The organism is Streptomyces aurantiacus JA 4570 (assembly GCF_000414115.1).
Classification (GTDB): Bacteria; Actinomycetota; Actinomycetes; order Streptomycetales; family Streptomycetaceae; genus Streptomyces; species Streptomyces aurantiacus_A.
Map to the genome: position 1 here is coordinate 1 of NZ_AOPZ01000043.1, position 11,790 is coordinate 11,790.

The 11,790-nt window shown below is 70.5% G+C and carries 11 protein-coding genes; all 11 read right to left on the reverse strand.

Features of this window, described 5'->3' with window-relative positions:
- Window positions 1-454: flavodoxin-dependent (E)-4-hydroxy-3-methylbut-2-enyl-diphosphate synthase (locus STRAU_RS05565; protein WP_037657728.1), on the reverse strand; the 454-nt coding region annotated here is incomplete at its 3' end.
- Window positions 455-458: 4 nt separating this feature from the next.
- Window positions 459-1,478, reverse strand: coding sequence for an adenosyl-hopene transferase HpnH (gene hpnH / locus STRAU_RS05570; protein WP_016639267.1), 1,020 nt, complete (start codon window positions 1,476-1,478; stop codon window positions 459-461).
- A gap of 5 nt (window positions 1,479-1,483) precedes the next feature.
- The gene (locus STRAU_RS05575; RefSeq protein WP_016639268.1) at window positions 1,484-2,134 is read right to left on the reverse strand and encodes a phosphorylase family protein; all 651 of its coding nucleotides are present in this window, start codon (window positions 2,132-2,134) and stop codon (window positions 1,484-1,486) included.
- Window positions 2,134-4,128, reverse strand: a complete 1,995-nt coding sequence (gene shc / locus STRAU_RS05580; RefSeq protein ID WP_016639269.1) for a squalene--hopene cyclase — start codon at window positions 4,126-4,128, stop codon at window positions 2,134-2,136. The genes STRAU_RS05575 and shc overlap by 1 nt, the downstream gene beginning before the upstream one ends.
- A gap of 105 nt (window positions 4,129-4,233) precedes the next feature.
- Window positions 4,234-5,358 (reverse strand): polyprenyl synthetase family protein, encoded by a 1,125-nt coding sequence (locus STRAU_RS05585; RefSeq protein ID WP_016639270.1) that lies wholly within the window; start codon window positions 5,356-5,358, stop codon window positions 4,234-4,236.
- Window positions 5,355-6,761 carry a hydroxysqualene dehydroxylase HpnE gene (hpnE, locus tag STRAU_RS05590; protein WP_016639271.1) on the reverse strand — a complete coding sequence of 469 codons (1,407 nt, stop codon included), beginning with the start codon at window positions 6,759-6,761 and terminating at the stop codon, window positions 5,355-5,357. The genes STRAU_RS05585 and hpnE overlap by 4 nt, the downstream gene beginning before the upstream one ends.
- A gap of 109 nt (window positions 6,762-6,870) precedes the next feature.
- The gene (hpnD, locus tag STRAU_RS05595; RefSeq protein ID WP_037657714.1) at window positions 6,871-7,821 is read right to left on the reverse strand and encodes a presqualene diphosphate synthase HpnD; all 951 of its coding nucleotides are present in this window, start codon (window positions 7,819-7,821) and stop codon (window positions 6,871-6,873) included.
- Window positions 7,818-8,720: a squalene synthase HpnC gene (gene hpnC / locus STRAU_RS05600; protein ID WP_037657716.1), complete on the reverse strand. Its 903-nt coding sequence runs from the start codon at window positions 8,718-8,720 to the stop codon at window positions 7,818-7,820. Before hpnC ends, hpnD begins: the two co-directional genes overlap by 4 nt.
- Before the next feature lie 336 nt (window positions 8,721-9,056).
- A complete protein-coding gene (locus STRAU_RS05605) occupies window positions 9,057-9,869 on the reverse strand; it encodes an ABC transporter ATP-binding protein (protein WP_016639274.1) in 813 nt (270 codons plus the stop codon).
- Window positions 9,862-10,791, reverse strand: coding sequence for an ABC transporter permease (locus STRAU_RS05610; protein ID WP_037657718.1), 930 nt, complete (start codon window positions 10,789-10,791; stop codon window positions 9,862-9,864). The genes STRAU_RS05605 and STRAU_RS05610 overlap by 8 nt, the downstream gene beginning before the upstream one ends.
- 98 nt (window positions 10,792-10,889) lie before the next feature.
- The gene (locus tag STRAU_RS05615; RefSeq protein WP_037657733.1) at window positions 10,890-11,762 is read right to left on the reverse strand and encodes a glycosyltransferase family 2 protein; all 873 of its coding nucleotides are present in this window, start codon (window positions 11,760-11,762) and stop codon (window positions 10,890-10,892) included.
- Window positions 11,763-11,790 lie beyond the last annotated feature (28 nt).

Sequence of the window (11,790 nt, forward strand, 5' to 3'; positions counted from 1 at the left end):
CGTTCACACCGATCCGGATCGGCGTCCCCGCATCGTTCGCCGCCCGCGCGATCTCCTTCACCTTGTCGTCGAACTGCTTGATGTTCCCCGGATTCACCCGCACCGCCGCACACCCGGCATCGATCGCCGCGAACACATACTTCGGCTGGAAGTGAATATCCGCGATCACCGGAATCTGCGACTTCCGCGCGATCACCGCCAACGCATCCGCATCATCCTGCGTGGGGCAAGCGACACGCACGATCTGGCACCCCGACGCCGTCAACTCCGCGATCTGCTGCAACGTCGCCCCGATGTCCGACGTACGCGTCGTCGTCATCGACTGCACCGACACCGGCGCATCCCCGCCGACAGCCACCGAACCGACCTCGATGCGCCGCGAGACGCGGCGCCCGGCGATCGGCCGGACCGGCAGCTCCGGGAGGCCCAGGGCGACGGGCACTCCTGGGCTCATGACGTCACCGGTTCCCGGAGACGGTCTCGCGCATGGCCCGCAGGGACTCCTTGAGGGAGCCCATGGTGGCGAGCACGGCGGTCGGCTCGTAGCCGCAGTGCGCCATGCAGTTGGCGCACCGGTCGTCCTTGCCGCGGCCGTACTTGGCCCAGTCGGTCTCCTCGATCAGCTCCCGGTACGTGGGCACGTACCCGTCGCTCATCAGATAGCAGGGGCGCTGCCAGCCGAAGAGCGAGTAGTTGGGGATCGCCCACGCCGTGCACTGGAAGTCGACCTTGCCCTCGAGGAAATCGAGGAACAGCGGCGAGTGGTTCAGCCGCCAGCGCCGCCGGTTGCCGCCCGCGAAAGCCTTCTTGAACAGCTCGCGGGTCTGCTCCACACCGAGGAAGTGCTCCTGGTCGGGCGCCTTCTCGTAGGCGTAGGCCGGCGACAGCATCATCTCGTCGACCTTGAGGTCGTCATTGAGGAAGTTCAGGACCTCAATGATCGTCTGCGGGGTGTCCGTGTTGAAGAAGGTGGAATTGGTGGTGACCCGGAAGCCGCGCCGCTTGGCCTCCTTGATGGCCTCCACCGCCTCGTCGAACACCCCCTCCTTCGCCACGGACTCGTCGTGCCGCTCCCGCATTCCGTCGATGTGCACGGCGAACGCGAAGTACGGCGAGGGCTTGAACTTGTCCATCTTCTTGCGCATCAGCATGGCGTTGGTGCAAAGGAAGACGTATTTCTTCTTCGCCACCAACTGCCGCACGATCTCATCGATCTGAGGATGCATCAGCGGTTCGCCGCCGGCGATCGACACCATCGGCGCACCGGACTCAAGGACGGCGCCGACGGCCTGGGCCACCGGCATCCGCTGCTTGAGCACCCCGGCCGGGTGCTGGATCTTGCCGCAGCCCTCACACTTCAAATTGCACGCGAAAAGCGGCTCCAACTCGACGATCAGCGGGAACTTGTCCCGCTTGCGCAGCTTCTGTTCCATCAAATACGTCGCGACCTTGATGGACTGGCGCAGCGGCATGGCCATCTGGCTCACCTCCGGGGGAGCAGCGAAGAACGGTGCCATTCGAAGAAAGCGGGAAGCACGGCACGGAGAACGCGGAAGGCCGATATTCCACCGCGCACCGTGCCGATTCGTACGAGTTCGTGCTGTGGGGCGTCCACGACCACCCGGACGGCCGCAACCGGCCGGGGCCCCGCCGTGACGGCGCTGTGCAGCGTGACGGCGGACTCCATGTCCACCGCGATCGCGCCCGTGGCCAGCAGGTCGCCGCGTTCGTGGCCGCGGACGACATGGTCGGAGCCGGTGAGCGGCCCCGTGTGCACGGTGCGGCGAGGCAGCGCCCGCACCAGCTCCTCGACCAGGAGCTCGGTGCCGACGCAGGGCGTGCGGCCGCCGTCGTGCCGGGTCTCGTCGGCGACGACCAGGTCACCGGGGTGCATCCCGGGGGCCAGGCCGGCGCAGAAGCCGGTGGCGACGACGGCCGCGTCGTGCAGGGACGGCTTGCCGAGCGCCTGCGAGACGGCGCGCTCGGCGGCCTTGGGGCCCATGCCCGTCCGCAGGACGGTCATCGGCCCGCGCGCGCCGCCCCGGTCGCCGGTGCGCAGGGCGAGGTGCTCGATGCCGAGCGCGCAGGCGACGAGGAGCGGTGCGGTGCCCGGCTGAGCCGGGGATACGGACATCAGCTCCCCTTGCCGGAGCCGCCGGCGAGCGGCTCTCCGTTGACGTACCGGCCGAGCGCGGTCAGCGGGAAGACCTGCCGGTAGAGGTGGTAGTTGATGGAGAAGTCCCAGGGGAACCCGGTGCCGGTGAAGTACGGCTCGTCCCAGGAGCCGTCGTCGCGCTGTGCCTCGGCGAGCCACGCGATGCCGCGCTCCACCGCCTTGGAGTCCCGCTCGCCGGCCGCGAGCAGCCCGATCAGCGCCCAGGCGGTCTGCGAGGCCGTGGACGCGCCGTGCCCGATCCACCGCTCCTGGCGGTAGGAGCGCAGGTCCTCGCCCCAGCCGCCGTCGTCGTTCTGCACCGACTCCAGCCAGGCCACCGCGCGCCGGATCGCCGGGTGCGAGCCGGGCAGCCCGACGGCGGTCAGGGCGGGCAGCACCGAGCCGGTGCCGTAGATGTAGTTGACGCCCCAGCGCCCGAACCAGGCGCCGTTCGCCTCCTGTTCGGCGAGCAGCCACTCGACGCCGCGCCGGGTGCGCGGGTCGTGCGACTTCCCCTCGTACGCCAGCATCTCCACGACGTGCGCGGTGACGTCGGCGGACGGCGGGTCGATGACCTCGCCGAAGTCGCAGAACGGCAGGCGGTTGGGGAAGGCGCTGGTGTTGTCCACGTCGAAGGCGGCCCAGGCGCCGTTCCTCGACTGCATGCCGAGGTTCCAGCGCACGCCGCGGTCGATGGCGTTCTCGAGGCGCGGCTTGTCCGGATGCGCGACGCGGCGCAGCGCGAGGACGACCTCGGCGGTGTCGTCGATGTCGGGGTAGTTGTCGTTGTGGAACTCGAAGGCCCAGCCGCCCGGGGTGAGGCCCGGCCTGCGCACGGACCAGTCGCCGGGCCGCACGATCTGCTCGCCCAGCATCCAGTCCGCGGCCTTGACGAGCCCCGGGTGGTCGGCGGGCACACCGGCGTCGGCGAGCGCGATCGTCGCCAGGCAGGTGTCCCACACCGGGGACTGGCATGCCTCGATCATCCGCGCGCCGTCCTCGCGCCACACGGCGAACCGGTCGAGGGACTCCAGGCCGGTCTTCAGGACCGGGTGGTCGAGGTCGTAGCCGAGCAGATGCAGCGCGATGATCGAGTACACGGCGGGCGGCTGGATGCCGCCCCAGCAGCCGTCGTTCTCCTGCCGTTCGATGATCCAGCGTGCGGCGCTGTTCATCGCCGCCTTGCGCACACCGCGCGGCGCGACCTTGTGGTAGATGTGCAGCGCCTTGTCCAGGCGCTGAAAGACGCCGTCCCAACTGGCAATCGGAGCAAGGGGTTTGGCGGGGTTCGGTACGCGCGCGTCGGTGTGCAGCTCGTCCAGAGGGAAGGGCGCGGGACGTACCGGGCGCTTGGCGGACACAATGGTGAGGGGCACTATCGTCTGCCGCGCCCAGCAGCCGAAGTCATAGATGTTGAGCGGAAACCACTTGGGAAAGTAAATAAGTTCGGGCGGCAGCTCGGGCAGGTCGTCCCACTTCCACCAGCCGAAGAGGGCGAGCCAGATCCGGGTGAAGACGCGCGCCGACGCGATGCCGCCCTGCTCCCGGATCCAGGCGGACGCCCTGGCCATGTGCGGCTCGTCGGGGGCGTCGCCGGCGAGCCGCAGCGCGACGTACGCCTCGATGGTGGTGGAGAGTTCGCCGGGCCCGCCGAAGAAGGTGGCCCAGGTGCCGTCGTCGCGCTGCTCGCCGCGGATGAACAGCGCGGCGGCCCGCGTCGTCGACTCGTCCTGGATGCCCAGGAACTGACGGAGCAGCAGGTCCTCGGCGTCCATGGTCACATTGGTTTCCAGGTCGCCCTTCCACCATCCCTGGGCGTCCTGGCGGGAAAGAAGGAAATCGGTGGAGCGTTGCATGGCGCGCGTGGCGGCGTCGAGTGCCCCGGCCGCCGCGGGCGTGGTGTCGGTCGTTCCGGTGGCCGAGGCCGCTCGGGGCGTCACCGCTCCGGTGCTTCCGTCGGTCGTCGCTGTCATGGCTTCCCCTTCTACGCAGTGCTTCTTCTCTGCTGGGTCCGCCGTCGGCCGGGGCCCTGGAGGGACACCGGCCGGCGACTGCGATTCAGTTGGGGGCGATAGTGATCATCTCTTTCGTACGACGACGAAGTCGGCGAGCGCGGTGAGCTGCGCCCGCACCTGGTCCGGCATCTGGACCGCGTCCAGGGCCTCGATGGCGACGGCGTGCTGCCGTCGCGCCTCCTCGGCGGTCCACTCGCGGCCGCCCGCCTCCTCGATCAGGGCGGCGCGCGCGGCGAACTCCTCCTCGGAGAAGCTGTCGAAGTCGTTGCTCTTGGCGTCGGCGGCGAGCAGCTCGCCGAGCTGCTCGGAGGCGGGGCCGCCCGCGGCCAGCGCGGCGACGACGGGCAGGGACTTCTTGCGCTGGCGCAGGTCGCTCCACGTCTGCTTGCCGGTGGCCTCCGGATCGCCCCAGATGCCGAGCAGGTCGTCGACGGCCTGGAAGGCGAGACCGAGGTGGTAGCCGTACTTCTCCAGGGTGTCGGCGGTGGCGTCGTCGGCGCCGCCGAGTACCGCGCCGATGGAGCACGCGCAGGCGAGCAGCGCGCCCGTCTTGTTGCCCTCCATCTCCAGGCACTCCTCGACGGTGACCCGCTCGCGGTGCTCGTAGGAGATGTCCTGTGCCTGCCCGTCGATGAGGGCACGGGTCGCGGTGGTCAGGCGGCGCGTCGCGCGGCCCGCCTCGACGGTGCCGAGTTCGAGCAGGATCTCGTTGGCGAGGGCGAAAAGCGCGTCGCCGACGAGGATGGCCTGCGCAGGGCCGTGCACCTTCCACACCGTGTCGCGGTGCCGGCGCTGCTCGTCGCCGTCCATCAGGTCGTCGTGCAGGAGCGAGAAGTTGTGCACCAGTTCGACGGCGACCGCGCCGGGCACGCCGGTCTCCGGGGTGGCGCCCGCGGCCTCCGCGGAGAGCAGCGCGAGCGCCGGGCGCACGGCCTTGCCCCCGTCGCCGACGGCCGGGTTGCCCTCGGCGTCGATCCAGCCGAAGTGGTAGGCGGCGACGGTGTCCATGGGCGGCGCGAGGCGGTCCACCGCTGACCGCAGCACCGGGGTTGCCAGCGTCCGGCCGCGCTCGAGCAGCGCGGTCACGTCCACGGCGGCCGGTTCGGCCGAGGGCACAGTCGGCACGGTCTCTCCTCTGGTTCCGGTGCGGGGTTCGTGGGGCTGGGGCCCCAGCAGGTCGAGCTTCACGCCGCCTCCTCGAAGAGATGGTCATGCGGGCGGTCGAGGGCGGTCAGGGCGGCACGGGCCGCGGTGATTCCGCTGCGTACGGCGCTTTCCATGGTCGCGGGCCAGCCGGTGGCGGTCCACGCGCCGGCCAGGTAGAGCCCGGCTTCGTTGGTGTGCGCGCCCGGCCGCAGGCGGCCGACGCCCGGGGTCGGCGCGAACGTCGCCGTGCGCTCCCGGGTCACGAAGAAATCGAGGACCCGCGCGCCGTGCGCGGCGGGCAGCAGGCGCTCGAGCTCCGGCAGATAGCGCTCTCTGAGCGCCGCGACGGGTGCGTCGATCTCGTCCTGGGCGGCCGACTGCGACAGCGCCAGATACTGGCCCGCCGCGAGGCCGGACGCCTCGGTCCGGTCGAAGACCCACTGCACGGGGGTGCCGAGCGCGGCGAAGAAGGGCTTCTTGAGCACCTTCCTGTCGTACACGACGTGGACGTTCAGGATGGGCGCGGTGTCGATGCCGAGCAGCCGGTCGGGCTCGTCCAGGGCGCCGTCCGGGAGCAGATCGTGGGTCTCGGCCTGGGCCACCGCGAGCACCACGGTGTCCGCCTCGATGGCCTCGCCGGGAACCTCGACGCGCCAACTCCCGTTCTCACTACGAGAGATGGAGGTGACACGTGTTCGCAGTTCGGTACGCACGCCCGCCGAGTCGAGCGCCTTGCGGGCGAGCCCGTCATGGATGTCACCGAGGGGCACCCGCGCCCAGCCGATGTCGGCGGCGCCCGGGTCGGAGAGCAGCCCGGTCTTGAACACCATCGCGGCGAGACCCAGCGAGGCATCGCCCGCGACGGCGTTGAGGGTGGCGACTCCCACGAGGTCCCACAGGGCCTCGACGGCGCGCTTCGACTGACCGTGGGCCGCCAGCCAGCTGCCGAAGTCCTGGCTGTCGAGCGCCGGGTCGGCCGGGTCGAGTCCCTTGAGGGCGAGCGCCGCGCGGCCCACGTTGGCGCGCTCGGCGAGCGACAGATGCGGGTATGTGGCGAGGCTCGCGGCCAGGTGCAGCGGCACGGGCAGCGCGGTGCGGCGCAGCCGCCCGAGCCGATGCCGGTCGGCGTCGAGCACGGGTACGTCGAGACGTTCCTGCAGCGGCGCCAGGTGCGCGCCCTCGACGCGGTCGAGGAACCACCGGTAGGCGGTGCAGCAGCGCAGGTAGACGTGCTGGCCGTTGTCGACGGTCAGCTCGCCGCGCTGGAAGGAGAAAGCGAGTCCGCCGAGCCGCGGGCGGCCTTCGAGCAGCGTGACGTCCAGGCCCGCGTCGGCGAGGGCGAGGGCGGAGGTGATGCCCGCCAGACCGCCGCCCACGACGACGGCGGACGCGCGTTTCCCGGGGCCGTCGGCGCCCCCTTCGGGCCTGCTGTCGTCCTGCCTCATGCGCCCTCCCTTTCGGCAGTTGCAGTCTGGGACGCCAAGGTCATGCGGAGGGTTGCCCGCCACTTGGGGCGAGGCGCCGCGCCTGCGGTTGCTCCGCCGTGGATGCGCATCAGGTACGCCTCCTGACGGTGCCCCGGGAGACGCTTCGCGTGTCGAGGCCGGACAGGCCGCGCACGGCGACGTACGCCTTCTCGCGTCCGGGCAATGAAACGCGGCCCCGAAGGACCGCTTCCGGCTCCCGCTCGATGCGATCGAGCAACCGGCGGTAGATGCCCGCCATCGCCGCCACACAGGCGCCGCTGCGCCGGTCGAGCATGGGAAGCAGCCGGTAGCCCTCGGCGAACAGGGCCCGGGCGCGGCGGACTTCGAAGTGGACCAGGCCCGCGAAGTCCGACCCGGCCGGCGGCTCGGGGCGCGAAAACCCGCTGGAGCAGCCGAACTTCGCGAGATCGTCGGCGGGCAGATAGGTGCGCCCCTCCAGGGCGTCCTCGCGAACGTCCCGGAGAATGTTGGTGAGTTGGAGCGCGAGACCGAGCGTGTCGGCATACTCCGGCGCGCGCTCCGCGTGCAGCGCCCCCGGTTCCGTACCGAACACACCGAGCGACAGGCGCCCGATGGCGCCGGCGACGCAGCGGCAGTAGACCTTCAGGTCCTCCCAGGTCTCGTACGTCTCGCCGCGCACGTCCATCAGGACGCCGTCGATCAGTTCGTCGAGCCCGCCGAGCGGGATCGGGAAGTGCCGGGCCGCGTGGCTGAGCGCCACGGCCACCGGGTCGGTGTCGTCCTCCGCCACCGCGCCGTCGCGGACGCGGGTGAGCAGGGCCCTGGTCTCGTCGAGCCGCGCCCCCTTCACGTCCGGCGCCAGAGTGCCGTCGCCGATGTCGTCCACGCGCCGCGAGAACGCGTAGAGCGCGGACATCGCCCGCCGCTTGGGCGTCGGCAGCAACCTGATGCCGTACGCGAAATTGCGTGCCTGCTGCCCCGTCACGGTCTCGCAATAGCTGTATGCGGCGAGTACCGGCGCGGACACGCGAGGTTCTGACTCCACGGTCCGGCTCACCCCTCTCCTCGCAGAACCGCTCCCACCTCGCGCAGCAAACGCGGCTTCGTGGGCTTCGGCGGCCTTGGAAGTACGTCGAATCCGGCGGCGGCGATCGCGGCGACCGTCGCCCTCCCCCCTGCGACGAACCCGGCAAGCAGCAGCTTCAGCCTGCCGTGGACGCTACCCACCAGGGGGGTGCCTTCATTCAGGAGGCGATGGGCGCGTTCCGCTTCATATGCAACCAGTGCGCGCACCGACGCGCCTGCCGTAGCGACAGCGAGATCCCGCTCCTGGACATGAAACCGCTTCATGTCCTGTGCGGGCAGATAGACGCGGTCGCGGCCCAGATCCTCGCGCACGTCCTGGAGGTGCTCCACGATCTGCAGCGCGGTGCACACGGAGTCCGAGAGGCGGACACGCTCGGGCGTCGCGGTGCCGGTGATGGCGAGGACCAGACGGCCGACCGGGTTCGCCGACAGCTCGCAGTAGGCCACGAGGTCGTCGTAGGTCTCGTACCGCTTGACGAGCTGGTCCTGGCGGTTCGCCGCGATCAGGGCGAGGAAGGGCTCGGGGGTCAGGCTCCGGCGGCGCACGGTGGGCACCAGGGCCCGCAGCAGCGGGTGGCCGGGGTCCTGGCCCGCGGCGAAGACCCTGCGCAGGTCGGCCTCGAAGGCGTCGAGCAGGGCGAGCGGGTCGCCGGCCGCCGCCGGGTCCGCGCCGAGGTAGCGGGCGTGGGCGCCGCCGCGGTCGAGGTCGGCGTCGCCGATGTCGTCGACCAGGCGGGCGTAGCCGTACACGGCCATCAGGTCCTCGCGCCAGGCGCGCGGGAGGAAGAAGGGGGCCACGGGGAAGTTCTCGTCCGCGGCTTTGTCGAGGACGGCGGACGCATCGCGGAGCCGGAGATCGTCCGTAGCCATTGCCGTCACATCTCCCGTTCTACACTGCCGACCCAATACATCCTATTTCGGACACGCCGCCCTGACCCCCTCGCGGCGGACCGTGCCCGGCGCCTCGGTGCCGCGCGATATCGCCCCACTTGCCGCGAATCAGCACCGGTACAGCTTACGTTGTACAGCGCACACCGGGTCGTCGGGGTGTTCAGCGCATCACAAGAACGCACCGATTGGCTTCAATCTTCCCCGAACTCCCGTGACTTGAGAGTCGGGTGTTGTCTGAAAACGGGTCAGGGCCCCGCCCGGACGTCCCGGCGGGGCCCTGCTCCGTTCGGCCGCAGCGAAGGTACGGCCATCCGGCTACTTACCGGTGAACTTCTCGTACTCCTTGATGACCTCGTCGGTCGGTCCGTCCATCCGCAGTTCGCCCCGCTCCAGCCAGAGCACGCGGTCGCAGGTGTCCCGAATCGACTTGTTGTTGTGGCTGACCAGGAAGACCGTGCCCGCCTCCTTGCGCAGCTCGCGGATGCGGGCCTCGGAGCGCTTCTGGAACTTGCGGTCGCCGGTGGCGAGGGCCTCGTCGATCATCAGGACGTCGTGGTCCTTGGCCGCCGCGATGGAGAACCGCAGGCGGGCGGCCATGCCGGAGGAGTAGGTGCGCATCGGCAGGGTGATGAAGTCGCCCTTCTCGTTGATGCCCGAGAAGTCGACGATCTCCTGGTAGCGCGTCCTGATCTGCTCGCGGCTCATGCCCATGGCGAGCCCGCCGAGGATCACGTTGCGCTCGCCGGTCAGGTCGTTCATCAGGGCCGCGTTCACACCGAGCAGCGAGGGCTGGCCGTCGGTGTAGACCTTGCCCTGCTCGGCCGGGAGGAGGCCGGCGATGGCGCGCAGCAGGGTGGACTTGCCGGAGCCGTTCGAGCCGATCAGGCCGATGGCCTCGCCGCGGTAGGCGGTGAAGCTGACGCCGCGCACGGCGTGCACCTTGCGGACGCCGCGCTCCTCGCCGCGCCTGATGATGCGGCTCAGCGCGGAGGTGGCGCTGCCCTTGCCCGTCTTCGCGCCGTTGACGCGGTAGACGATGTGCAGCTCGTCGGCGATGACGGTGGGGATGTGCCCCTTGCCTGCGTTCCGGTCGGTCCGGTCGGTCTTGTCGAGCTTGTCGTCAGCCACGGCCGTAGCGCTCCTCAGCCTTCCAGAAGTACACGAAGCCGCCCACCGCGACGAGCGCGGCCCAGCCGGCCGCGACCGCCCAGACGTGCGGAGGCAGGTTCTCCGAGCCGTAGCCGTCGATGAGCGCGAAGCGCATCAGGTCCATGTAGATGGCGGCCGGGTTCCACTGCAGGATGTCCGCGATCCACGCCGGGTGTTCCTTGAGCATCACCGGGATGGAGAACATCACGCCCGAGGCGTACATCCAGGTGCGCATCACGAAGGGCATGAGCTGCGCGAGGTCCGGGGTCTTGCTGCCGAGCCGGGCCATGATCAGCGCGAGCCCGGTGTTGAAGAGGAACTGCAGCACGAGGACGGGCAGGATCAGCAGCCACGACAGGCGCGGATAGCTGCCGAAGCCGACCGCCACGACGAACAGCACGATCATCGAGAACAGCAGCTGCTGGAGCTGCTGGAGCGAGAACGAGACGGGCAGCGAGGCCCGCGGGAAGTGCAGGGCGCGCACCAGGCCCAGGTTGCCCGAGATCGCCCGGACGCCCGCCATCACCGAGCTCTGCGTGAAGGTGAAGACGAAGACGCCGGTCACGAGGAACGGGATGTACACCTCCCGTTCCATGCCCCGGTCGGCCTTGAGGATCAGGCCGAAGATGAGGAAGTAGACGAGCGCGTTGAGCAGCGGTGTCGCCACCTGCCAGAGCTGGCCGAGCTTGGCCTGGCTGTACTGGGCGGTGAGCTTCGCCTGGGAGAAGGCGAGGATGAAGTGGCGCCGTCCCCAGAGCTGGCGGACGTACTCGATCAGACCGGGACGGGCGCCGCTGACGGACAGGCCGTACTTGGCCGCCAGCTCGGCGGGGGAGAGCCCGTCGTCGGGCGACGGTGGCGCGGTCACCGCGACTCCACCGTCCTGCGTTGTCTCACTCACGAAGGGAAACTTTCGTCTTCAGATGCGCGGCCGGTCGGGCGTGGGCGTGGGGGACCAGGGACCGGGATACGGCCCGAATATTCTCAGATCCGAGCTTGTCAGATGACGGGAGGGCGGCCCAGTCGGGTCAGGCGCCACACCGTACGCCACTTCATGGGGCGCCGGGGTCCGCAGGAGCTGGTCCAGCCCTCGCGGAAGCCGCCGAACCATGCCTTCAGGGCGGGCCGCGAGGGGCGCCGGGCGAGGGTCAGCAGGAGCCAGACGCCGAGGTACACCGGCACGAGGAGGGCGGGCAGGTTGCGGCGGGCCAGCCAGACGCGGTTGCGGGCCACCATGCGGTGGTAGACCGCGTGCCGGGAGGGGGCCGTGGTGGGGTGGAACAGCACCATGTCGGCGCGGTAGTCGATCATCCAGCCCGCGTCCAGGGCGCGCCAGGCGAGGTCGGTCTCCTCGTGCGCGTAGAAGAAGGCGTCGGGCAGGCCGCCGACCTCCTTGAGGACGGCGGTGCGCACGGCGTTGGCGCCGCCGAGGAACGTCGTCACGCGCGAGGACCGCATCGGGTCGGAGGCGCGCAGGCGCGGCACGTGGCGGCGCTGGGTGACACCGGTGTCCGGGTCGGCGATGCGGAAGGAGACGATCCCGAGTTCCGGGGCCGCCGCGAAGGCTTCGCGGCAGAGCTCGGCGGTGTCCGTGCGGGCGAGCAGTCCGTCGTCGTCGAGGAAGAGCAGGATGTCGACGTCGGTGCCGCCGGGGCCGAATGCCTCGATGCCCACGTTGCGTCCGCCGGGGATGCCCAGGTTCTCGGGCAGTTCTATGGTGCGCACGCCGTCGGGCACGTCCGGTACGGGGGCGCCGTTGCCGACGACGACCACCTCGATCCGGTCGCCGTCCTGCTTGGCGACCGAGTCGAGGAGGGCGCGCAGCTCCTGCGGGCGGTTGCCCATGGTGATGACGACCGCGCCGACCTTCAGCTGCTGGCCCTGCTGGCTCTGCTGTGCC